This is a genomic window from Bradyrhizobium sp. UFLA05-109, from assembly GCF_054185165.1.
The window spans coordinates 114,630-136,665 of the sequence record NZ_JBBIAR010000019.1 but is presented as its reverse complement, the minus strand read 5'-3'; the positions used below and the strand labels follow the sequence as shown (position 1 = coordinate 136,665).

19 protein-coding genes and 2 pseudogenes are annotated in these 22,036 nt (G+C 60.3%); 17 read left to right on the top strand and 4 right to left on the bottom strand.

The window, feature by feature from the left end:
- Positions 1 to 561, bottom strand: a 561-nt coding sequence (locus Q3C01_RS16355) for a carbon-nitrogen hydrolase family protein (protein ID WP_458146343.1), incomplete at its 3' end; no start/stop codon positions are given.
- 1,552 nt (positions 562 to 2,113) lie between these two features.
- On the opposite strand from Q3C01_RS16355, the gene Q3C01_RS16350 reads away from it, so the two are divergent.
- The 17 genes and pseudogenes from Q3C01_RS16350 to Q3C01_RS16270 all read left to right on the top strand — a co-directional run bounded on the left by Q3C01_RS16350 (position 2,114) and on the right by Q3C01_RS16270 (position 19,698).
- Positions 2,114 to 3,430 (top strand): DUF3422 family protein, encoded by a 1,317-nt coding sequence (locus Q3C01_RS16350; RefSeq protein ID WP_458146342.1) that lies wholly within the window; start codon positions 2,114 to 2,116, stop codon positions 3,428 to 3,430.
- Between the two features lie 1,598 nt (positions 3,431 to 5,028).
- Positions 5,029 to 6,120, top strand: coding sequence for a hydrogenase small subunit (locus Q3C01_RS16345; protein WP_458146341.1), 1,092 nt, complete (start codon positions 5,029 to 5,031; stop codon positions 6,118 to 6,120).
- A 22-nt stretch (positions 6,121 to 6,142) separates the two neighbouring features.
- The gene (locus Q3C01_RS16340) at positions 6,143 to 7,933 is read left to right on the top strand and encodes a nickel-dependent hydrogenase large subunit (protein ID WP_458146340.1); all 1,791 of its coding nucleotides are present in this window, start codon (positions 6,143 to 6,145) and stop codon (positions 7,931 to 7,933) included.
- Positions 7,934 to 7,949: 16 nt separating this feature from the next.
- Positions 7,950 to 8,681 (top strand): annotated as a pseudogene (gene cybH, locus Q3C01_RS16335) (Ni/Fe-hydrogenase, b-type cytochrome subunit); the annotation flags it as partial.
- A gap of 18 nt (positions 8,682 to 8,699) precedes the next feature.
- On the top strand, positions 8,700 to 9,281 hold the full coding sequence (locus Q3C01_RS16330) for a HyaD/HybD family hydrogenase maturation endopeptidase (RefSeq protein WP_458146347.1): 582 nt from the start codon (positions 8,700 to 8,702) through the stop codon (positions 9,279 to 9,281).
- Positions 9,282 to 9,311: 30 nt separating this feature from the next.
- Positions 9,312 to 9,599, top strand: a pseudogene (locus tag Q3C01_RS16325) (HypC/HybG/HupF family hydrogenase formation chaperone); the annotation flags it as partial.
- Between the two features lie 295 nt (positions 9,600 to 9,894).
- The gene (locus Q3C01_RS16320) at positions 9,895 to 10,236 is read left to right on the top strand and encodes a thioredoxin domain-containing protein (RefSeq protein ID WP_458146339.1); all 342 of its coding nucleotides are present in this window, start codon (positions 9,895 to 9,897) and stop codon (positions 10,234 to 10,236) included.
- Positions 10,233 to 11,081: a hydrogenase expression/formation protein gene (locus Q3C01_RS16315; protein ID WP_458146338.1), complete on the top strand. Its 849-nt coding sequence runs from the start codon at positions 10,233 to 10,235 to the stop codon at positions 11,079 to 11,081. Before Q3C01_RS16320 ends, Q3C01_RS16315 begins: the two co-directional genes overlap by 4 nt.
- Complete coding sequence (gene hybE / locus Q3C01_RS16310) at positions 11,078 to 11,797, top strand: [NiFe]-hydrogenase assembly chaperone HybE (protein WP_458146337.1); 720 nt, start codon at positions 11,078 to 11,080, stop codon at positions 11,795 to 11,797. The genes Q3C01_RS16315 and hybE overlap by 4 nt, the downstream gene beginning before the upstream one ends.
- Positions 11,794 to 12,870 (top strand): nickel-dependent hydrogenase large subunit, encoded by a 1,077-nt coding sequence (locus Q3C01_RS16305; RefSeq protein ID WP_458146336.1) that lies wholly within the window; start codon positions 11,794 to 11,796, stop codon positions 12,868 to 12,870. The genes hybE and Q3C01_RS16305 overlap by 4 nt, the downstream gene beginning before the upstream one ends.
- On the top strand, positions 12,863 to 13,204 hold the full coding sequence (hypA, locus tag Q3C01_RS16300) for a hydrogenase maturation nickel metallochaperone HypA (protein ID WP_458146335.1): 342 nt from the start codon (positions 12,863 to 12,865) through the stop codon (positions 13,202 to 13,204). Before Q3C01_RS16305 ends, hypA begins: the two co-directional genes overlap by 8 nt.
- The gene (gene hypB / locus Q3C01_RS16295; protein ID WP_458146334.1) at positions 13,204 to 14,097 is read left to right on the top strand and encodes a hydrogenase nickel incorporation protein HypB; all 894 of its coding nucleotides are present in this window, start codon (positions 13,204 to 13,206) and stop codon (positions 14,095 to 14,097) included. The genes hypA and hypB overlap by 1 nt, the downstream gene beginning before the upstream one ends.
- On the top strand, positions 14,094 to 16,355 hold the full coding sequence (gene hypF / locus Q3C01_RS16290; protein ID WP_458146333.1) for a carbamoyltransferase HypF: 2,262 nt from the start codon (positions 14,094 to 14,096) through the stop codon (positions 16,353 to 16,355). Before hypB ends, hypF begins: the two co-directional genes overlap by 4 nt.
- Positions 16,355 to 16,591: a HypC/HybG/HupF family hydrogenase formation chaperone gene (locus tag Q3C01_RS16285; RefSeq protein WP_458146332.1), complete on the top strand. Its 237-nt coding sequence runs from the start codon at positions 16,355 to 16,357 to the stop codon at positions 16,589 to 16,591. Before hypF ends, Q3C01_RS16285 begins: the two co-directional genes overlap by 1 nt.
- Complete coding sequence (gene hypD, locus Q3C01_RS16280) at positions 16,588 to 17,730, top strand: hydrogenase formation protein HypD (RefSeq protein WP_458146331.1); 1,143 nt, start codon at positions 16,588 to 16,590, stop codon at positions 17,728 to 17,730. Before Q3C01_RS16285 ends, hypD begins: the two co-directional genes overlap by 4 nt.
- Positions 17,727 to 18,767 (top strand): hydrogenase expression/formation protein HypE, encoded by a 1,041-nt coding sequence (gene hypE, locus Q3C01_RS16275; protein WP_458146330.1) that lies wholly within the window; start codon positions 17,727 to 17,729, stop codon positions 18,765 to 18,767. Before hypD ends, hypE begins: the two co-directional genes overlap by 4 nt.
- Before the next feature lie 661 nt (positions 18,768 to 19,428).
- Positions 19,429 to 19,698, top strand: coding sequence for a DUF3551 domain-containing protein (locus Q3C01_RS16270; RefSeq protein ID WP_458146329.1), 270 nt, complete (start codon positions 19,429 to 19,431; stop codon positions 19,696 to 19,698).
- Positions 19,699 to 19,793: 95 nt separating this feature from the next.
- Here Q3C01_RS16270 and Q3C01_RS16265 read toward each other — a convergent pair whose 3' ends face one another.
- The 3 genes from Q3C01_RS16265 to Q3C01_RS16255 all read right to left on the bottom strand — a co-directional run bounded on the left by Q3C01_RS16265 (position 19,794) and on the right by Q3C01_RS16255 (position 21,834).
- The gene (locus Q3C01_RS16265) at positions 19,794 to 20,057 is read right to left on the bottom strand and encodes a hypothetical protein (RefSeq protein WP_458146328.1); all 264 of its coding nucleotides are present in this window, start codon (positions 20,055 to 20,057) and stop codon (positions 19,794 to 19,796) included.
- Entirely contained in the window at positions 20,050 to 20,697 is a 648-nt protein-coding gene (locus Q3C01_RS16260; protein ID WP_458146327.1) for a type IV toxin-antitoxin system AbiEi family antitoxin domain-containing protein, read from the bottom strand. The genes Q3C01_RS16265 and Q3C01_RS16260 overlap by 8 nt, the downstream gene beginning before the upstream one ends.
- A gap of 504 nt (positions 20,698 to 21,201) precedes the next feature.
- Positions 21,202 to 21,834, bottom strand: coding sequence for a GNAT family N-acetyltransferase (locus Q3C01_RS16255; RefSeq protein ID WP_458146326.1), 633 nt, complete (start codon positions 21,832 to 21,834; stop codon positions 21,202 to 21,204).
- Positions 21,835 to 22,036: the final 202 nt, after the last annotated feature.

Below are 22,036 nucleotides of genomic sequence, written 5' to 3'. Positions count from 1 at the left end.
CACACCATTCTCGAAAGCTCGAGCAGGACGCCACATGTCAGCCTGATCGATCAGGAAGAAGTTGGCCATGTCGATGATGACCTGTGCCCCACTTAAGGCGGTGCAGCGCGGAATCTCAGGGATGCGGCCATCGAAGCAGATCATGAGCCCGACCCTGCCGAGCTCGGTCTCGACGACCGGGAAACCGCGCTCGCCGAACGCGAACCAATTCTGGTCGTGCGTCGTCAGGAATTGCTTGTGATAGTGGACCACAAGCTCTCCTTTTCTGTCGAGCAGTATCCCGGTGTTGAACACTTTCTCCGCTTTCGAATCCCACTCGGTCATGCCGCTGGCGACGAACATATCGTTCTCGCGCGCGAGTTTCGCAAGGCCGCTGATAAAGCGCCCGTTGATTGGCTCCGCGACCTCTCGAGCGTGCGAAATTGAATCGTAAAGATATCCGGCGTTCATGCACTCCGGAAAAACAATGAGACGTACGTCTTGAAGGGCAGCCTGTTTCACATAGTGCTCGCAGATTCTAAGATTCGCCTCGACGTTCCCGACCTCGGCGAGCGTCTGCACGGCGGCAGCGCGATATAGATAGGACCTCATGGGATGCTCCGTTAGCCGCGATGGCGGCTGCATGAGATAGCGGTTGCGATTGTCTGATCACGTCGCTGCTTCTCAGAGCAGTGTGCGTGCCAAAACTCGCCCCGTGTCCCCGCTCGGCTTCATTTTGGCGAGAGTTGAAGGTGACGAGGCCGATCCGGTCTTTTGAGGACAGGTCGGGAGGCGGGAGCTACTACCTCCAGATCTCCAGCGCCGCGGGACCTCGGCGTCGCGACGCAATCAGGCATTACCATCACATCGCGGCCTACTACGAACGATGCTGTGCGGGCGCCGCGTGGCCAAAATCTACTGGCCCCTGACTGCCGAATGACCGGCGTTCCTGTTCGGGAACAAACGGCCATAGGTTGCGTTTCAACTACGCTTCGAGCTGCAGAACAGCTTGAGCAGTTACGAACGGCCTCAGCATTTGCCCCCCGGCCAGCTGAGGCCGTTTTTAATTGGAGCTCGCTTGACGCGTCGGAAATTGGGATTCGGTTATGGGTTCATTTTGGCACTCGATTTTGACGATTGCCGTATTTGCTAGCCGGGTAATGGGGATTATTCGAGGATTGCAAAACAGGTCCATCCTCAATTGCGTCTTGTCGGCGTTCATCCCGGGTTACGGGTTCGTCTATTTCGTCGTGGGGAAGGCAGGACCTCCGCGGATTGACGAAAAGGCATAAGTCGGCCTAGGCGCAACGCGCAATTGATGGCAGGGCTGCGGCGATCAAAGCGCCGCGGGGCGCCGACGTTGATCTGCGACGGTGCGCCTCCTTCCGGCGCTGGAAGCTATCGGAGCGGACTCGTTAGCGTATCGCGCCGGGCAGTTGCTCTTCATCGCACCGTCGGTCACGACGCCAGACATGCCAGCCCCTTCGCCGGCCAGCGCGTGCATGTCGAGCGCAAGCCGGGATCGAAGGAAGCCGCGACTCCGCCGGTCAGCGAAGTGCCGTTTGCTTCAGCTAGCCATTCAACAAAAAAATAGTTTGCACGTTTTGCAGTAAGACAGCAGCGCGGCCCTGACCATTACTACCGACCTATCTGCTTCGCCTGGAATGGCGCGCGCAGCATGGGTTTTGTGTTCGAAGCGAGACGCGCGGCTTGTTTCAATTCAACCTATCTGTTGCGAAGGCGACATCGCCCTAAGAAAACCTGAGTAATCGGCCTCGCTTGCGCTGGCCCATATCCTGCACTGCACAAATTCGAGACGCCTGAGCTTGCGGAATGGAGGCGCATTTGAAACTTCATCCACCAAAGCGGCGATGCGGCGCTGGCTCCTTTGCTGGCGAACGGTGGCCGCATCTCGTCGAAACGGCTGTACGGAGCAAGGCTGAAATGGCCGACAAGTTCGGCAGAAGTTCGATGAGCTCGTTCCAGATCAATTTGCAGGCTCCGATCTGGCTTACGCAAGGGCTTTCTTAGCAGCCGAAGGCCGCCAACCCGATCTTGATCGCTTGGCCCCGGATGCATCTGCTCGGGGACGCCGATCATCCCGCTCGCGGTGATGCTGACTTGGGAGATCTCGATGGTCGATTTAGCAACATTCAAGCTGCACCCTGAGCGTGACGCTGTGCTCGGCGAAGTGCATGCGCGTCCGTTTACCGGCCTCGTTTCATCCCTCGGTATGGTCCGCTTCGTATTTCTCGCAAAGGGCGACGATGCTGCGCGCGATCGCCGCCGCTTTATCGAGTTCTGTCGGGCGCATAAGGTTCCGCCGCCGGAGGCGTCCGCCAAACATCATCAGATCGGGTTCGGTCCGGTGGTGCTGCGCTGGGAGCAGCATTCGGAATTTGCTACGTTTACGTGGATCTGGAGCACAGCGAACAGTGCAGCAACTCGGCAATTCGGCGACGTCCGTGAGAGCGTTCGATCACTAATCCGCGCACTATCGCAGAACGGGGAATTGCTAGCCGCGATCAAGTTGGAAGTCGAGCGGGGTGCTTCCCCAGCGGAACGCGCCGAGCAGATTTTTGACAAAAGTAGTCTGGCGATGGTCAACGTCAAGGGAGGCGCAGGCGCTGTGGCCTCCGACTTTCGCGCAGACGAAAAAGGTTTCACGAGAATTCTGGTTTACGACCTTGGACTGACGCCACACGATCTCGGCGCCCTGGTACAGCGCCTTCTGGAAATCGAGACATACCGCTCGTTGGCGCTGCTTGGTCTGTCGACCGCGCTGGAGCTTGCGCCGTCGGTCGATCAAATCGACCGCCGTCTCGTCGAAGTGCTCGAGGAGATGCAGGGCGCCGAAGGGCTGAAGGTCAACAACCATCTGCTCGAGGAACTGACCGCATTGGCCGTCTCCTTCGAAAGAGACGTCGCCGGCAGTCTATTCCGTTTCGGTGCCAGCAGAGCATATAACGAGCTGGTGCAATCCCGACTGTCGATTATCGAAGGCGAAGACGTCGTGGGTTATCCGACTTGGTCGTCGTTCCTGGCCCGCCGTATGACGCCCGCGATACGAACCTGCGCGACGATGGAGGAACGTCAGTCCAATCTATCAGAGAAGCTGGCTCGTGCCGCCGATCTGTTGCGAACACGCGTCGACGTCGAAATCGAGCAACAGAATCGCGATCTTCTACACTCGATCAACGAGCGCACGAGACAGCAACTTCGGCTGCAGTCCACGGTGGAGGGATTGTCAGTCGGGGCCATCGGATACTATGTGGTCAGCCTGTTTGCCTATCTCGCAAAGGGGGCGCAGGACGTCGGACTGCACGTAGAGCCGGCGTCCGTAACCGCGGCCTTCGTGCCGATCGCCGTCGGCGTGATCTGGGTGGTCAGCTACAACATTCGGAAGCGGCACCTCAAGCCTGACGATGCGCCGTCCAAGGTTCGCAAATAGGTGTGCCAACGGCGGGTCGACCACAAGATCTCGCCGTGCGTGCGAGGCTGGGCGCACTCCATGTTTCAATTTCGTGTGGACGCCCGGCCGCTGCACCACCTCTGCGTAATCTGCCGTCGCGAAGGCTGATTATTCGAGTGTCGTTGTGAATACTTCTGTATTGTCATAGACACGTCGGATCGACGAGGCCGTCAGATGTGCTCGGCGTGGTTCTGTACAAGCATTGGGCCCATACGCACGTCGTGCTCTGTCGGAGTTTCTAGAGTGTCGCAGTCGAGTCGGAGCGATGTTCGGCTTGCGACAAAATTGTCCGAGAATGACTGAGCGAAGCGCCTTGACGAGGAGCATATTCGGCGTCGTCATGCGCAGGTAAACGGGAGTCGTCGCGCTTGGCTTGCGCCATGTGGCGTCCTCTGTTCGAGAATGTGGGCCCGACATGACTGCAAGGCAAGAGCACCCGAACAGAAATGTGCTGCCCAAGATGGCCGAAAAGGCCCGCCGAGATCGCTTCGATCTTGATGAAGGTCGCGCAATCGGCGTGAATATATACAAGTCACCTGAATTCACGCGGTCCGAGGACGCTATGAGAAGCTTGCTAGAACTGGACGCGCGGCTCGGCACACCACTTGCTTTATTCAAACCAGCATCACTAGGCCCCCCTGGTGGTGTAGGGGCGGACTCGGCGTTTTCCAGGTCCAGGCGTCGGGGCCGCCCCGCGGTACTTTCAACGGGCCACCGTCGGGAAACATATGAACGCGTATGTTGGATGACTACGCTGCGATCGCGTTCGCCCGCGCTTCGGCCGTCCTGTCATCAAGCTGTGCCAACTCGAAATCCGGCGCATGGCAAGATCAGCGTTGCCGAGAGTAGCGTCAGTGCGAGCGGTAGGATCGCTTGGGGAGAGATCACCTCGCGAGATGGACTCGATAGTAGAATCTGAAACGTCGAGCTGAGGAATTCGGTCAGAGAAATAATGGATATTGGCTCTGCAAAGCCGGAAGGCGGCGTAGCGGCAACTTACGTCGCGGCTAGTGCACCGAATTCACCCACAGCCAATGGGAGGGCATGTGCTGATGCGGTCTACGTCGAATATCTCGCTCCTCACGCAATATTTGCCTGGGCGACGATCGTACAGAGCTCCGCATGCTCGAGAGTTATGACTCTTGGAAGAACATAAATCCAATCGGCTTCCAGCGGCGCTGAACTATCTGCGCGCCGCGATCACGGGCGATCGAGGGCTTGGGAAATCCAGTTAAGATGCGAGAGTCTGAATAGCCGTATAATCGGGATCTCTGTCGTCTTCTCGGTGTATCTGCTGTCGTCGCCGGAGCCATCCAATCGTGCCTCGCACCTCATCGCGGCCTAACGCTAATCGCGCCGGCAAGACCGCTTTTGCGAAAATGGATACTGGGAAAAATCTGCGCTTCAGGCAGACAGAGAGAAGGTTAGACGTCTAGGCAGCGCGCTTGGTGAAGTCATCAACCAAGACCAGCTGGTAAGCGTCAGAGCTGAATTGATGTCGCTCACGCACCGAGGATTGGCCCGCTTCTTGCTGCCCGTGTGTCCATCGATGCTTCAAGCCGGCGACGAGAGAGTGCATGGGCGCAGCGACGGAAACGTTCTATAGCGTAATCAGGCGACAGGGCATCACGCGCCGAAGCTTTCATAAATTCTGCAGCCTGACGGCGGCGAGCCTCGGGCTTGGGCCGCTGGCGGCGAGCCGCATTGCAACTGCGCTCGAAACAGAGCCACGAATGCCGGTGATTTGGATGCACGGGCTCGAATGCACCTGTTGCTCTGAGAGCTTCATCCGCTCCGCCCATCCCTTGGTGAAGGATGCCATGCTGTCGATGATCTCGCTCGACTATGACGACACCATTATGGCGGCGGCCGGACATCAGGCCGAAGAGATCCTCCAGGAGACCCGCGCCAAGTACAGGGGCCGGTACGTACTCGCAGTCGAAGGCAATCCGCCCCTGAACGAGGGCGGTATGTTCTGCATCCACGGCGGAAAGCCATTCGTCGAGAAGCTAAAGATGATGGCCGAGGATGCGATGGCGATCGTAGCCTGGGGCACGTGCGCCTCTTGGGGCTGCGTTCAGGCGGCCAGGCCCAATCCGACGCAGGCAACGCCCGTCGACAAGGTCATAACCAACAAGCCGATCATCAAGGTGCCGGGGTGCCCACCGATTGCAGAAGTCATGACTGGTATCGTCACCTTCATCACCACCTTCGGCCGATTGCCTGAGCTCGATCGCCAGGGCCGGCCCAAGATGTTCTATTCGCAGCGCATCCACGACAAATGCTACCGGAGGCCGCATTTCGATGCAGGCCAGTTCGTCGAGGAATGGGACGACGAGGCGGCACGCAAAGGACATTGCCTGTACAAGCTCGGCTGCAAGGGACCAACTACCTACAACGCCTGTTCGACGGTGCGCTGGAATGGCGGCGTCTCCTTCCCGATCCAGTCCGGCCACGGCTGCATCGGCTGCTCGGAAGACGGTTTCTGGGACAAGGGCTCGTTCTACGACCGCCTCACCAACATCAAACAGTTCGGCATCGAGAAAAATGCCGACCAGATTGGCGTGGCGGCGGCCGGCGCCGTTGGGGCTGCCGTCGCCGCGCATGCTGCAGTGACGGCCGTAAAATGGCTCGCTAGCAAGCGCGAAGACGCACACCAAGATCACTAGCCGATTTCAGGGACCGCAAGCGATGAGCATCCGGACACCCAACGGGTTCGAGCTCGACCATTCCGGCAGGCGCATCGTTGTTGATCCGCTGACCCGGATCGAAGGTCACATGCGGGTCGAGGTCAATGTCGACACCGACAACGTGATTCGCAATGCGGTCTCCACCGGCACGATGTGGCGCGGCATAGAAACCATCTTGAAGGGCCGCGATCCGCGAGACGCCTGGGCCTTCACCGAGCGGATCTGCGGCGTCTGTACTGGAACGCATGCGCTCACTTCAGTCCGCGGTGTCGAGAACGCGCTCGGTATTACCATTCCGGAGAACGCCAACTCGATCCGCAACATCATGCAACTGTGCCTTCTGGTGCATGACCATCTCGTGCACTTTTATCATCTGCATGCGCTCGACTGGGTCGACGTGATCTCGGCACTTAAAGCCGATCCGAAAGCGGCATCGGCGCTGGCGCAGTCGGCCTCCTCTTGGCCGTTGTCCTCGCCCGGCTATTTCAAGGATCTCCAGATCCGACTGACGAAATTCGTCGCATCCGGCCAGCTCGGACCGTTCAAGAACGGCTATTGGGGTCATGCCGCCTATAAACTGCCGTCCGAAGCGAACCTGATGGTGGTCGCGCATTATTTGGAAGCGCTCGATTTCCAGAAGGATATCGTCAAGATCCACGCCATTTATGGCGGCAAGAACCCCCACCCGAACTGGCTAGTCGGCGGCGTGCCCTGCGCAATCAACGTCGATGGCATCGGCGCGGTCGGTGCCATCAACATGGAACGACTCAACCTCGTCTCCTCCATCATCAACCGCTGCATCGAGTTCACCGAAAAGGTCTATTTGCCCGACATCGTCACCATTGGCTCCTTCTACAAGGACTGGCTCTATGGCGGCGGCCTTTCGGGCAAGAGCGTGATGGCCTATGGCGACATCCCAGAGACAGCTAATGACTATTCGGCCAGGAATCTGAAGCTGCCGCGCGGCGTGATCATTAGCGGAAATCTCAATGAAGTGCTGCCGATTGATCATGCGGATCCCGAGCAGATCCAGGAGTTCGTCACACACTCCTGGTACAAATATGTCGATGAATTCAAGGGCCTGCATCCGTGGGAAGGCGTCACCGAGCCAAGCTATGTGCTCGGTCTTAATGCTAAGGGCACCAAGACCGACATCAAGGAGCTCGACGAGGGGGGGAAGTATTCCTGGATCAAGGCGCCGCGCTGGCGGGGCAATGCCGTCGAGGTTGGGCCGCTCGCCCGTTACATCATCGGCTATGCGCAGAACAAGCCCGAGTTCAAGGAGCCGACAGAAAAGCTGCTCAAGACGCTCGGCCTGCCCCTCATCGCGCTGTTCTCCACACTCGGCCGTACCGCGGCGCGGGCGCTGGAATGTGAATGGGCGGCGCACCAGATGCGCTACTTCCAGGACAAGCTAGTTGCGCGCATCAAAGCCGGTGACTCCTCGACCGCAAATATCGACAAATGGAGGCCGCATAGCTGGCCGCAGGAAGCTAAAGGCTACGGCTTCACCGAAGCCCCGCGCGGCGCGCTCGCGCACTGGATCAAGATCAAGGAAACCAAGATCGACAACTACCAATGCGTGGTGCCGACGACCTGGAACGGCTCGCCGCGGGATCCCAAGGGCAATATCGGCGCCTTTGAAGCCTCGTTGATGGATACGCCCATGGCGGATTTGCAGCAGCCGCTGGAAATCCTGCGCACCATTCACTCATTCGATCCGTGCCTGGCCTGTTCGACACACGTGATGTCACCAGACGGCCAGGAGATGGCGACGGTCAAGGTCAGGTGAGGAGGAGGGAACGCTGATGAGTGCAGTTGCGACACCGGCGGAAACCGAGCCGGACCTTGCTGAGCACGCGACCGATGACGCAGGCGAGCATGCCGTCGCCCGTCCCCTGTATATTTACGAAGCGCCGGTGCGCATCTGCCACTGGGTGAATGCGCTTTCGATTCTCGTGTTGGTGGTTACGGGCTATCTGATCGGAACGCCGCTGCCGTCGTTCGCGGGCGAGACCTCCGAAAACCTCGTGATGGGCTGGATCCGCTTCGCCCATTTCGCGGCAGGGCATGTGCTCGCGGTGTTCTTTCTCACTCGCATCCTGTGGGCCTTTGCCGGCAACTACCACTCACGCCAGATATTCTACATTCCGGTGCATCGTAGGCAGTTCTGGAAGGACGTCTTGCACGAGATCCGCTGGTACACCTTCTTTGAGAGCAAGCCGAAGATGTATCTCGGCCATAATCCGTTGGCGCAGATCGCGATGTTCACGTGCTTCACGTTGGGCACAGCCTTCATGATTGTCACGGGGTTTGCACTCTATTCGGAAGGCATCGGGAACGATAGCTGGCAACATAAGCTGTTCGGCTGGGTGCTTGCGATCTGGGCGAATAGCCAGGACGTGCGCACTCGGCACCATCTGGGCATGTGGTTGCTGATCATATTCTTGATGCTCCACATCTATGCCGTCATTCGCGAAGATATCATCTCGCGCCAGAGCATCATCTCCTCGATGATCTCGGGTTTACGTCAGGGGCGCGGCTCGACAAGCAAGCCGATGCCGGCATGTTTACAGCCAAGGCGCGTCCTGGTGCTCGGCATCGGCAACATTCTTTGGGCAGACGAAGGGTTTGGGGTGCGAGCGGTGGAAGAATTCCATCGCCGATACGCGGTGCCAGATATAGTCACCGTCCTAGACGGGGGGACGCAGGGGCTTCAGCTTGTGAACTATCTTCGGGAATCTGACCGCCTGATCGTATTCGACGCGGTCGATTATGGCCTGGAGCCTGGACAGTTGAAGGTCGTGCGCGACGAGGACGTGCCGCGCTTCACCGGCATTAGGAAGATGAGCCTGCATCATACCGGTTTTCAGGAAGTTATCAGTGCAACTGATTTGCTCGGGCATTGCCCAAAAAATCTCGTCCTGATCGGTTGTCAGCCACTCGACCTCGAGGACTGGGGTGGGCCCCTGACACAGCCGGTGCGCGATCAGATCGATCCTGCGATTGAACTTGCTAAATCAATCCTGGCTGAGTGGGGTGTGAAAGTAACGGCACGCAATGCACCATTGCGGGAATCGGAGTGGTTGCTCGCCAACGGCATCGATCACCTGCATTACGAGATGAGAGCGCGGACCTGAACGGTCAGCGAGCGGTCGGAGACATCGCAGATGTGTCTTGGTTTGCCGATGACGATTATTGAAACTGACGGTATCTCGGCGCTTTGCGAGTTTCGCGGCGTACGGCGGCGTGTCTCAGTGCTCTTGCTCTCCAGTCCGACTATCCATGCCAAGGTGCTGGTCCATGTCGATACCGCGGTTCGATGTCTAGAGGATCATGAAGCGCGGCTGATTGCCGATGCGATTGATGGCATCGGCGCCGCGCTCAATGGCGAAGCTTGCGATCACTTCTTCTCCGACCTGATCGACCGCGAGCCGATATTGCCCGAGCATCTCCAGCTCGACCTTGCAGATGGCCACCTTCGTCACTCCAAAAGGATAGATAGGACAAGTACCGGGTTCTGGGAAAGTGTCGCCAAGCTGGAAGACGAGGTTCCGGTCCAAAGAGATGACTACGATCCGGTCATGACAGCGGAGTTTTCATCTGAAAACGCGGCGTCGCATGCATAGGAAAATGATCTGAGGTCAGAGCCGGAGGGCTTATGCAGAAACGCCTTTTCTTCGACGCGGCCCGTCCGGGGTCGATTTCACTTGCCTTGATCGCTCCCCAGCTGCGTCCGCTGAGGCAGCAGCGGTGACTGTGTTGTTGTCGGCGGCCGTTCCCGAAAGACTTGCTAAGGCGACCGACGCTGTCGTCATTCCGCCCGAGTTCATCAATGGGTTTCTTGGGCGTCTGCGTGGCACGGTGATCGCACGCAGGGCCGAGAGTGACCTCACTCGCTCTTCAATGCGAGTACAGCCGATGGTCATTATGGTCGCCAAGGTGCAAAGACTCGGGCGGATCGCGAAAAAAATCAAGGCTTGGTCAACCTATGTCGACCGCCTCTTCAAGCCGACCGACCGATTGCACCGAGGGGCGGCCGCAGTCGTAGGAGCCGCTGTCTCGTACTATAAATCGCACGAGGTCGGCCTATGAAGGCGAGCTTCTTTTCAGAGGCTGAAGCAAAGCAACCAATCTACGGTGAGCAGAGCTTTGGCGCGGTTGGCGGCATCCTGACCGCAACGGGCGCCTTGGCTAAGCTTGCCTCGCTCGACAGTGCGGAGCTGGCCAGGAACTGCCCGAAGGCGGTCGAGCTATTGTCGAAGCTCGTTATCACTATCGCCAGCCAAAAGGTCGCCGGACCGACGCGATTGTTCAGGCTTGGCCATCTCGACGATCTCGAACGCAAGCTGATTGCCGACGTACTCGGCGAAGGCGAAGTGTCCGGCCTCATCGCCCTGCCGAATGGATCGCTCGCGCAAATCCAGGAATCGGTGCTGGCCGGGATCTGGCGCGTACGGCTCGGGACGGATGAGGCATCCGAGTATCTCGAGGTCGGGGCGATTCCAGAGATCGTGAAGCGCGCGGCCGCCGATTTCACGACAGTCGATTTCGAGATCGGGCAGGTACCGGTAGGCGCCATGAACGTCCTGCCGGTACTCGCGGAGATCCGCGAGCGTGCGCTTGCTTGGCGCCCCGGGCTCCGCTCGCAGATCATCAATTTCACGCTGCTGCCGATGAACCCGGTCGACATGACTTTCCTCCAGGAGACGATCCGGAACGGGGCGAGCCAACTCGTCTCGCGCAGCTACGGCACCTGTCGCGTGTTTGCGACGGGAATCCGCAATGTCTGGTCCGTCCAGTTCTTCAATGCGATGGACAGCATCATCCTCGACACGCTCGAGATCGGCGGCGTGCCGAAGGTCGCGATTGCCGCCGACGAGGATTTCGAGGACTCGGCCGAGCGGTTGCAGGAGATCATCGAGGCCTATTTCAAATGAGCGGTTTCGAGAATTTCGGCGTGCGCCAGGATGTCACTGAGTTCACACGGCTGAAATGCGGCATCTGCTGGACGGTCTACGATCCTGCCCACGGCGACGAGGTGGCGCAGGTCACGCCCGGCACGTCGTTTGCGGCGTTGCCGGCAGACTGGCGCTGTCCAAATTGCGCCGCGCCAAAATCCAAGTTTATGGCGATTGAGTCCGGATGGGCGAGGCGAATCCAACTCAGCGAGGCCGACGCTGCGGCGTGGGGCGAGCGGCTGGCTTGCGCCTATCGCGAGATCGACGATTGCGCAATGCGCGACATGCCGCCCTACAACGATGCACCCGCTGTTGCGGCGGTCGGCTTCAGCCTTTTCAACGGCACCGTCGTCGGCGTCATGGTGGCGCCCTGGTTCATGAACGTGGTGATGCCGGCGGGCGACCTCGCGCGGGAGGCGTCCGGGCGCCGGCTGCGGCTCAGCCTCCCCGCGGGGGATGTCGAGTTCGCGCTCAGCAAGGTCGAGCCGCTCGGCTGCATCGCGAACTGCTCGTTGTTCTCGCCGATGTTCGACTTCGCCGAGATGGCCTCGGCGCAGGCGCCGGCGGAGGCCGCGCTCGCGGCATTGATGCTGCCGACCGCCAGCAAGGAGGCCGCCCAGTGCCGCGAGTCCGCAACAGGCGCGATCGATCGGCGTAACTTCCTGTGCGGCGTCCTGACGGCGCGGCGCGCATGAGTCTCGCCTTCCGTAACGAGATCGACATCACGGTTTGGCTCGCCGGCCGCGCCATCGCTGATGTCGCGATCCTGCCGCGCAGCCGGCCGTCTTTGACGCGTTTGTTTGCGGGAAAGCCGGTTGCCTCGTTGCTACCCGTGCTGCCGCGGCTGTTTTCGCTATGCTCAGCAGCCCATCAGGTGGCATTTCTGTCGGCGGTCGAGGCTGCGCGCGGGGAAAAGCCCTCTGCCGAGACGCTGCGGCGGCGTGTCACCGCTGTGGTTGTAGAGCGCCTGACTGAGCTGTTGCGCGGCCTGTTCGTTCGTCAGCTCACGCCGGATGGCAGCAGCGCCGCCACGGTTCGCACCATGATGGTGGCCGCGGGCGTGCTCGGTAGGGAGAGGGAGTCACGCAGCGAGGCCGTGTCGCGGATCAGGGCAGGACTCGGCGCGTTGGGCATCTCGGGCGTGGAGATGACGCCGGCATCCGGCAGCCCGCTGGCGAGGCATCTTGCGAGCTTCCATGGGGACGCGCTGGCGCCGCCGGTGACCGAACAATCGATCCTCTCGCCGGCGGACGATCTTGCCGTCGTCATGCGGATGCTAGCTGAGGGCTCGGCCTTTTCCGATGCGCCCGACCTTCGCGGCAGCATTCCGGAAACCGGCGTCTGGGCGCGCAGGATCAGGCGTGAGCCGATCCTGCCGGTGGCCGCCGGCCCCGCCGAGCGCCTCAAGGCGCGGATCGCCGAGATGGCACGGCTTTGCGCCTGGCTTGAAGGCGGCGAGGAGGCCCTGGAAGATGGCGTCATCGAGAGCTATCGCCTTGACACGGGGAAGGGCGCGGCCGCCGTCGAATGCGCGCGCGGCCGGCTCCATCATGCCATCGAGCTCGATGACGACGATTGCATCATTCGCTTCGAGTTCCTGGCGCCGACCGAGTGGAATTTCCATGCGCGCGGACCGCTGGTCCGCAGCCTCAAGGGTTCGATGTTGGCAGGGGGGCGGCAGGGGCAGGCCGTAGCTCGCACCCTCGTCGGCTCGTTCGATCCCTGCGTCCCTTTCAGGCTCGGCTTCCGCGAGGTCGGCCATGCATGAGATGGCGCTTTGCGAGGGCATCATCGGGATCGTGGAGGAAGAGGCGCGCAAACGCGCTTTCTCGAAGGTGAGGGTGGTGTGCCTGGAGATCGGCGTGCTTGGCCATGTCGCGCCGGAGGCGATGAAATTCTGCTTCGAGGCCGTCGCCGCGCGGACCATCGCGCACGACGCACGACTCGAGATCATCGCGACGCCGGGGACCGCCTGGTGCTTGAGCTGTTCGAAGAGCGTGGAGATCACGCAGCGTTACGAGCCGTGCCCGTCCTGCGGCAGCTATCAATTGCAGGTCACCGGCGGGGAAGAAATGCGCGTCAAGGAACTGGAGGTCGACTGATGTGTACGGGTTGCGGCTGCAGTGACAGCAATTTTGTGATCTCGCATGCGCATGATAATCACCATGATCATGGCGGGTATCATCACCATGATCACCATGGGCATGACCACGATCACCATCACCATGGCGGGGCCCCTCATCACGAGCATGGCGCCGCCGAGCTGGTCGATTGCGGCGCCAATCCGGTCGGCCGGCAGATTGCCGGCATAAGCAGCGACCGCATCATCCAGGTCGAGCGCGATATTCTCGGCAAAAACAGCCGGCTCGCCGCCGACAACCGCGCCCGCTTCCACGCCGACGATGTGCTCACCTTCAACTTCGTGTCGAGTCCGGGCGCCGGCAAGACGACGCTGCTGGTCCGTGCCGTGTCCGAGTTGAAGGATAGTTTTCCAATCGGCGTGATCGAGGGCGACCAGCAGACCTGCAACGATGCAGAGCGTATCCGCGCGACCGGGGTGCCGGCGATCCAAGTCAACACCGGCAAGGGCTGTCATCTCGACGCTGCTATGGTCGGCGAGGCTTACGACCGGCTGCCTTGGCTCAACGGCGGCATTCTCTTCATCGAAAATGTCGGAAATCTCGTCTGTCCCGCGGCATTCGATCTTGGGGAGGCCTGCAAGATCGTGGTATTCTCGACCACCGAGGGCGAGGACAAGCCGCTTAAATATCCGGACATGTTCGCCGCCTCATCGTTGATGCTGATCAACAAGATCGATCTTGCGCCGGCGCTTGATTTCGATCTGGCCAAAACCGTCGAATACGCGCGGCGCGTCAATCCGGGGATCGAGGTGCTGACGGTGTCGGCGCGCACCGGTGAAGGGTTTGCGGAATTCTATGCCTGGATCCGCAAGCGGGCTGCAAAGACGAAGCCAGCCGAGCTCGTGGCGGGATGACCATGCGCGGCGAGGCCATGGCTCGGAATGGACAGCGGCTGCGCCTGCATGTGCGCGGCGCCGTGCAGGGCGTCGGCTTTCGCCCTTATGTCTATGGCCTCGCCACGCGCTACCGCCTTAGTGGCTTCGTGGCCAACGATCCGCATGGTGTGGTGATCGAAGTCGAGGGCGAGCGCATATCCGATTTCGTCACCGCACTCCCGCTGGAGAGGCCACCGCTGGCACGAATCGACGCGATTTCGGTGCAGCCGATCGGCCCGGTGGCGAGCGAGGAATTCTGCATCCGCGTCAGCGAGCAGGGCAAGGTATCGACGCGCATCGTCGCCGACGCCGCAACCTGTTCGGAATGCCTGATCGAGCTGTTCGATCCGAACAGCCGGTTCCACCTCTATCCCTTCATCAACTGCACCCATTGTGGGCCGCGCTACACCATCGCCGAGCGGCTACCCTATGATCGCGCCGCAACAGCGATGAAGCACTTTGCAAAGTGTGCTGCGTGCACGCGAGACTATGCCGATCCCAGAAGTCGGCGCTTCCACGCCGAGGCGATTGCCTGTCCGCAATGCGGCCCGAAGCTCAGTCATGACGTTGCCGAGATCGCGGCCGCCATTGCCGCAGGCAAGATCGTCGCGATCAAGGGGCTCGGCGGCTATCAGCTCGTCTGCGACGCCCGAGCCGACATTGTCGTGAAGCGCCTGCGGCAACGCAAGCAGCGCGACCAGAAGCCGTTCGCTGTCATGGTCGGCTCCGTGGACAGGGTTTCGGAAATTGCCGATGCCGGCACCGCCGAGCTGGCCTTGCTGGAATCATCACCGCGGCCGATCGTGCTGATAGCTTCACGCCACCGGCTTGTACCCGTGATCGCACCGGAGCTAACGCGGATCGGCGTCATGCTGCCCGTGGTGCCGCTGCATCATTTGTTGTTCCAGGCCCTGGATTGCGCGCATCCGCGGCACGGCGAAGGTTGGGTGATCGTCGCAACCAGCGCCAATCCCGGCGGCGAGCCGCTTGTGATCGATAACGACGAAGCCCGGCGACGCCTCGCCGATATCGCGGACCTGATCGTCACCCACGACCGCGATATCGTCACGCGCGCCGACGATTCTGTTGCGGCTATCGTGGCGGGACGGACGATGCAGTTCATCCGCCGGGCCCGGGGCTATATTCCCGAGCCAATCCGGCTTGCATGGTCTGTGCCGCCCATACTTGCGGTTGGCGGCGCGTTGAAGTCGACCGTCACGGTTACGCGTGGCAACGAGGCCTTCGTGTCCCAGCACATCGGTGATCTCGATACAGCGGAAAGCATTCGCTTCTTCGAGGAAACGGTGGATCACTTGCTTTCGACGCTGGATGTCGCGCCGATCACGGTTGCGCATGACCTGCATCCCGACATGCCATCGACACGTTTCGCCGAAGCCACCGGACGCCGATTGATCGCGGTCCAGCATCATCATGCCCATGCCGCGTCCGTCATGGCGGAGCACGGTATCGAAGGACCGACGCTGGCGCTCGTGCTGGACGGTTTCGGCTATGGCAGCGACGGCGGCAATTGGGGCGGCGAGCTCCTGCACTGCGAGGGGGCTTGCTTCCGGCGGCTCGGACATCTGGCGCCGCTGAAGATGCCGGGTGGCGACCGTGCCGCGCGTGAGCCGTGGCGGATGGCGGCGAGCGTGTTGCATGCCCTGGGGCGTGGCGATGCGATCCCGCGCCGCTTTGCGAGCCGGCCGCAGGCGGCGCGCCTCTCTGCGTTGCTGGACCAGCCCGACGTGCCCGTGACAACCAGTGCGGGACGGCTGTTCGATGCGGCGGCAGGATTGCTCGGTCTCCCCTCTGTCCAGAGCTATGAGGGCGAAGCTGCGATGAAACTGGAAGGGCGTGCTCGGCAGCCCCGCGCCGCGCAAGACGGCTGGGTGATCGAGAACGGCGTGCTCTTTCTCTTCCCGTTGCTCGAACGGCTGGCGGTCGATGCACTCGATCCAACCGAAGGAGCCGAGCTCTTCCATGGCACGTTTGCTGCAGCCTGCGTCGACTGGATTGCGCGCGCGGCGCGGGGGACCGGCCTCACCACCGTCGCCTTGAGCGGCGGCTGCCTACTCAACACGATCCTTAGCGCCGAGATCGAGCGCGGCTGCCTCGCCATGGGCCTCAAGCCATTGCTGGCGCGCCAGGTACCGCCCAATGATGGCGGGCTGAGTCTCGGGCAAGCCTGGATCGCCGCTCTGCATATGGCTGAACGTCAGCTGGAAGGAAACACCTGATGTGTCTCGCCATACCTGCCGAGGTGACAAAGCTTCTCGCCGACGACATGGCCGTCGTCTCCATCGGCGGCGTCAGCAAGGAGATCTCGGTCGCCCTGATCGAAGATCTTGTCGTCGGTGATTACGTGATCATTCATGTCGGCTATGCCCTGACCAAGATCGATCGGGAGGAAGCGCAGCGGACGCTTGAATTGCTGCGCGAGCTCAGCGCCGAGGGACAAGGGGCTGTGCCATGAAATATGCCGACGAATTTCGCGATAAGGAGATCGCGCTGGGGCTGGCGAAGACGATCCACGCCGCGGCCGATCCGGAAAGATCCTATCGCTTCATGGAATTCTGCGGCGGCCATACACACGCGATCTCGCGCTATGGCCTTGAGGACATCCTCCCGAGCAACGTGCGGATGATCCACGGCCCAGGCTGCCCGGTCTGTGTGCTGCCGGCCGGGCGAATCGATATGGCGATCCGGCTCGCCGAGCGGCCCGAAATTATCCTGTGCGTGTATGGCGATCTGATGCGTGTGCCGGCTTCACCAGGTGCTTCGCTGCTAAAGGCAAAGGCCCGCGGCGCCGATATCCGAATGGTCTATTCCACCATCGATGCGATCCGGATCGCAGAGAAGAACCCCAGCCGCGAGGTCGTGTTCTTCGCCATCGGCTTTGAGACCACAGCGCCGCCGACGGCCGTCATGATACGTCTGGCCGAAAAAGAGCAGCTTTCGAACTTCAGCGTGTTCTGCAACCACGTGCTGACGCCGCCAGCGATGCACAACATTCTGGAGAGCCCCGACACCCGCAATATCGGCCATGTCGAGATCGACGGTGTCGTCGGGCCGGGCCATGTCTCGACCATCATAGGTACGGCGCCTTACGAGTTTTTCGCAGAGGAGTTCGTCAAGCCGGTCGTGATCGCCGGTTTCGAACCGCTCGACATGATGCAGGCTATCCTTATGCTGGTTCGGCAAGTCAACGAGCATCGCCACGAGGTGGAAAACCAGTATCGCCGCGCGGTGACCCGCGATGGCAATCCGCGCGCCAAGGACGAGATTTCCGAGGTTTTCGAGCTGCGAGAGCGGTTCGAATGGCGCGGGCTCGGTCAAGTTCCCTACAGCGGGCTGAAACTGAAGCGCGCTTACGCCAAGTACGACGCAGAGCTGCGCTTCGACATGCGCGAGCTAAGCGTCGCGGACAATCGGACCTGTGAGTGTGGCGCGATCCTGCGTGGGCTAAAGAAGCCGGTAGATTGCAAGCTTTTTGGGACGGTCTGCACGCCAGAAATGCCGGTGGGGTCCTGCATGGTCTCCTCCGAAGGCGCCTGCGCCGCGCATTGGACCTATGGCCGCTTCCGCGATCATCAGCAGAGGCGAGCCTCATGAGAGGCTATCAACGCAAGCTCGACTTCAGGAATGGCTGCATCGACCTGTCTCACGGCTCCGGCGGCCGTGCGATGGCGCAGCTGATTTCGGGGCTGTTCCACGAGGCCTTCGGCAATGAATGGCTGGCGCGCGGCAATGATCAATCCGCCTTCGACGTCGACGCCGGGCGCATGGTGATGACAACCGATGGCTACGTCGTCTCGCCACTGTTCTTCCCGGGCGGTAATATTGGTTCGCTGGCCGTGCACGGCACGGTCAATGACATCGCAATGGCCGGGGCGCGGCCGCTTTACCTGTCGGCGAGCTTCATCATCGAGGAGGGGTTTCCCTTCTGCGACCTCAAGAGAATCGCCGAGTCCATGGGGGAAGCAGCGCGTTCGGCAGGCGTCCACATCATCACGGGCGACACCAAGGTGGTTGAGCGCGGTAAGGCCGACGGCCTGTTCATCTCGACAGCCGGCGTCGGTGTGGTGCCTGACGGGCTCAATTTCGCCGCGGACAACGCGTGCGTCGGAGACCGCGTTCTGATCTCGGGCACGCTCGGCGATCATGGCATCGCCATCATGTCCAAGCGGCAGAACCTCGCTTTCGAAACCGAGATCATGTCCGATTCGGCGCCGCTGCACGACCTCGTCGAGAAGATGGTTGAGGCCGGAGGCCATGGCATCCGCCTGATGCGTGACCCCACGCGCGGCGGGCTAGCCGCGACCCTGAACGAGATTGCCCAGCAATCCGACCTCGGCTTCCGCTTACAGGAAGAGGCAATCCCGGTGAGACCGGGCGTGGCGGCAGCCTGCGAGCTCTTGGGGCTCGATCCGCTTCATGTCGCAAATGAAGGCAAGCTGGTTGTGATCGTGTCGCCCGATGTCGCCAATGCCGTCCTCGCTGCCATGCGCGCCCATCCGCTCGGCTGCGATGCCGCCGACATCGGCGAGGCAATCGCAGATGTTCGTCGTTTCGTGCAGATGATGACGAGCTTTGGCGGCGGCTGCATCGTCGACTGGCTATCGGGCGAGCAACTACCGCGCATCTGCTGAGGATGAGGCATATACCGACTATGGCACGTCGACCGCTGGCATGGACTCGGTCGCGCGCGGTACGAAAGCATCTTGGTGACGCCCCTTTACAACCAACATAATTGCAAATGCCACAATGAGAAGAAGGAGACCACGCATTCGAGGAAACTATTCCAGAAGCTGTATTGCGCTTGTGAAGCTCATAACATCATGAGCTGATTGCGGCTAAATAATAATGGCGAAAAGGACTTGGCGTCTCATTGAGCAACTCCTGCAAGTTATCGTTCTACTTTGCGCGCCGCAAGACGGCAAAGGGTCCGCAGATCGTGCCGGAAAACTGCGCTTTCGTTCGGAAACAGCAGGATCATTGCGTCGAATTCGAATAATCATTGACGTTTCAGGCAGTCGACCGGACACTTTCCACCTTGCTGGGGAGGGCTGTATGATGAAGAGCCATGACCTTGTTTCCGGTAGCCTACTGGCGCTGACCGCGACCGGCCTTGCGCTGCTCTGCTCGAGCCTGCTCGCCTTTGCCTTCATTTGAGGTCAACGTAGCGTTCGCGCCTCGCGGCTTAAGGTTGGCCGGCCCGGCAACAATGGCTAACTCCCGATTGACTAAGATCAAGAAAACGCCAGACGGATCCATTAGCTTAGAGGAAATTAGGTCAGACAGGAGGGTCTCATGCGCTATCTCTTGTTTGGGGTTATGCTTGTAGTCTCCGTCTTGGTTGCCCCTGGAGCAAGTTCGATCGCCGCTCCGCGAGATCGTTCGGGAGACATACCCAGGGCTCGACTAGACGTTTATTGCTTGCAAGGGCGTATCTGGGGATACCCGGGCAATTGTCAGTTCTCGAGCTATAGCCAGTGCATGGCCAGCGCATCAGGGACAGACGCCTATTGCGGTATTAATCCCGTCTACGCTTTCGAGCGGCGCAATTTGCAAGCACGCTGATGCTTCGCAAGGCCAATGTACCAAGGTGAATCCTGCGGTGAGCGCCTGAAACCTTGTCGATCAAAGCGGCAGTGCCGACGGCTGGATAGGCCACTTTATTGGGTGTGCCGATCGCGGAAATCAAGCATTGGATCGCGGGGTGACTTGCGTGGGACGATGAGGATCGGCCAGCCAATGCCGCATGAGCATGGCGCCTTGAGGACGAACCGGTCGCGCTCTTTGCTGACGCTGAGCCGATAGAGAAGCCGTCCAAGCGTGTAGTGCGTGAACAGCAGTTCAAGAGGCTCGTTGCGTTGCTTCGAAAGGTTGAGAAGGCGCGCGCGGACGGACGCGCCGACATTTTGCAGCGGCTTACGCATCCACTGTCAGGGCCTCCAGGCGAGGCTGAATGATTTTTTCCCAGACACTGGCTTTGACGGCAAACCGTGCAATCTCTGCAGGCGTGGTTTTGCGCAGTCGCAGGGCTTCCTTCATGGCCTGTGTTGCCTGCACGAACCCGCCGGCGGTCTCGTAAGCCACATGCTGGAATCGGGCGCTCCTGAAGAGATCGACAATGGTCTTTGCCGGTGAATAGATGCGGACGGGGACATTCTCGATCGTGTGGTGTTCGATGCCATTGTCGAACACCTTGGGTCCAAAGCGGATAATCTCAATTCTGGGACGCTCGATCCTCGGCCGCCATTCGCGCGGACCGATCGCAACCCATACATACTGAGAAATACGGTCCGTGAGTTCGTAAAAGGCGAGAGCGGAATCGTAGCAAATGATCCCGTTCGGCACGAGCTTGGCGGCCACCGCCAGCGCATGATGGACATCAAGCGGAGCATCGGGAAGCTGGTAGAGGCCGCGGCTCAGCTGATTGAGGAGGCCCTTTTGCTCCATCCGCGAGATCGTGGTTGCAGTGATGCCTTCTTTAATGAATTCGGATAGGCGCATCATGCCGCGCTTCTGAAGAAGCGAGGCCGCGCGATCCTCCTGCCGTACGGATGCCGTTTCCATACTTGGCAATATGGTACAAAACCTTGCAAATTGCCAATATACTTCAGATGAATTGTATCGAGCCGATCTTGGTAACCGTTTGACAATACGGAGAAATTTATGGAGGTGGAAAGCTCAATCATTGCCATGATCGTCGTGGACGGCGCAAGGAATATTGGGGATTCAACACGGTGTCGCTTGTGGGCCGACATTTCGCGCGAGCCAAGTCAAAGCAAAAAGCAAGCACGCGCGTAGTTATGGCTGGTGATAGACCTGTATCGTTCTCGTCCTTAAGGAAGGCCTCCACGACATCGTCGTCCGACGCGGGTGCCAGGCCGAACGCGGCCCGCCCGAAAGCTTCCTGAGTGTGCAGCTCTAGAACCAATCGCCTGGTGGTCGACAGACCTCGACCCACGGGCCAAATCCGCCCGTCGATAGGTGTGCCCCGGCTTCAAATGCCGTTTACGTTCCTCGAGTGGCGGGCCGCGCGCTTCAGCGAGACGTTCGGCCTCGGCCTTGATCAGCTCATCGCCCGCGACATGGACGAGGCTCCGCTCCTTTGAGAGACTGCCCCGCAGCTTCAAATGCAAGTCTTACTGCCGTTGAATCAGGGCTAGAGCGGAACAGTGCGCGCTGTTGCCGCCGAGGATCTAATCGCGATCGTCCCTTAGCAATACCTTGCGGACGCGGGCTAGCAAGGCATTGCAGCGGCAACTTCAGGCGTGGGCCGATCTCTGCAAAGCCAGCCTTGAAGTACAATGCCAAGCTGGAGTTGCGGCTCCACATCGGCTGCCTGGGCGCCGCCAATTCAAGCTGGCCCCAGCCCTTTACCGTCCCTAGGACTACGGCAGCCTCAATGAGACGCATCGCGACCCCTGACGATCGCTGGTCCGGCACCACGTAGAGTTCGGTGATAGTGCCGTACCTTCCGCGCGCGAAAAGCGCCGCGCTTTCCGACAACATGATGACGCCGACCGGGCGGTTCTCGGCGAAAGCTAGAAACCCATAGATGCGCTCTTCCATGGCAAGGAGCTCGGCTACAAGCTGGGTATCTGGTCCGGCTTGTGCCTGGCCGGCCCCAAGTTCGGCGGCTAGGGCAGCAACCATGTGGGTCACCGTTGGGGCGTCATCGACAAACACTTCGCGCGTCGTTACCATATGTGATCCTCCTCCGAGCTCAAGCAACATGGCATCTGGTCAAGCGGTGGCCGCGACCAGTTTGGCCAGCAGGCGCGAACGCAAACGTGCTCCACGCGCCACCAGGCTGACGAAGGTCAGCGCCGCAAACAGCAGTCTCGCGCCTTAAGCGAAGTTCAGGACACCGGAGTTGTAAATCAGCAAAAACTCATGGCGATCAGTA

Bases quoted from the DNA above. Each gene is read 5' to 3' on its own strand.
- Q3C01_RS16350 (WP_458146342.1), top strand. From the start codon at position 2,114: ATGGTCGATTTAGCAACATTCAAGCTGCACCCTGAGCGTGACGCTGTG.
- Q3C01_RS16345 (WP_458146341.1), top strand. From the start codon at position 5,029: ATGGGCGCAGCGACGGAAACGTTCTATAGCGTAATCAGGCGACAGGGC.
- Q3C01_RS16340 (WP_458146340.1), top strand. From the start codon at position 6,143: ATGAGCATCCGGACACCCAACGGGTTCGAGCTCGACCATTCCGGCAGG.
- Q3C01_RS16330 (WP_458146347.1), top strand. From the start codon at position 8,700: ATGCCGGCATGTTTACAGCCAAGGCGCGTCCTGGTGCTCGGCATCGGC.
- Q3C01_RS16315 (WP_458146338.1), top strand. From the start codon at position 10,233: ATGAAGGCGAGCTTCTTTTCAGAGGCTGAAGCAAAGCAACCAATCTAC.
- hybE (WP_458146337.1), top strand. From the start codon at position 11,078: ATGAGCGGTTTCGAGAATTTCGGCGTGCGCCAGGATGTCACTGAGTTC.
- Q3C01_RS16305 (WP_458146336.1), top strand. From the start codon at position 11,794: ATGAGTCTCGCCTTCCGTAACGAGATCGACATCACGGTTTGGCTCGCC.
- hypA (WP_458146335.1), top strand. From the start codon at position 12,863: ATGCATGAGATGGCGCTTTGCGAGGGCATCATCGGGATCGTGGAGGAA.
- hypB (WP_458146334.1), top strand. From the start codon at position 13,204: ATGTGTACGGGTTGCGGCTGCAGTGACAGCAATTTTGTGATCTCGCAT.
- hypF (WP_458146333.1), top strand. From the start codon at position 14,094: ATGACCATGCGCGGCGAGGCCATGGCTCGGAATGGACAGCGGCTGCGC.
- Q3C01_RS16285 (WP_458146332.1), top strand. From the start codon at position 16,355: ATGTGTCTCGCCATACCTGCCGAGGTGACAAAGCTTCTCGCCGACGAC.
- hypD (WP_458146331.1), top strand. From the start codon at position 16,588: ATGAAATATGCCGACGAATTTCGCGATAAGGAGATCGCGCTGGGGCTG.
- hypE (WP_458146330.1), top strand. From the start codon at position 17,727: ATGAGAGGCTATCAACGCAAGCTCGACTTCAGGAATGGCTGCATCGAC.
- Q3C01_RS16270 (WP_458146329.1), top strand. From the start codon at position 19,429: ATGCGCTATCTCTTGTTTGGGGTTATGCTTGTAGTCTCCGTCTTGGTT.
- Q3C01_RS16265 (WP_458146328.1), bottom strand. From the start codon at position 20,057: ATGCGTAAGCCGCTGCAAAATGTCGGCGCGTCCGTCCGCGCGCGCCTT.
- Q3C01_RS16260 (WP_458146327.1), bottom strand. From the start codon at position 20,697: ATGGAAACGGCATCCGTACGGCAGGAGGATCGCGCGGCCTCGCTTCTT.
- Q3C01_RS16255 (WP_458146326.1), bottom strand. From the start codon at position 21,834: ATGGTAACGACGCGCGAAGTGTTTGTCGATGACGCCCCAACGGTGACC.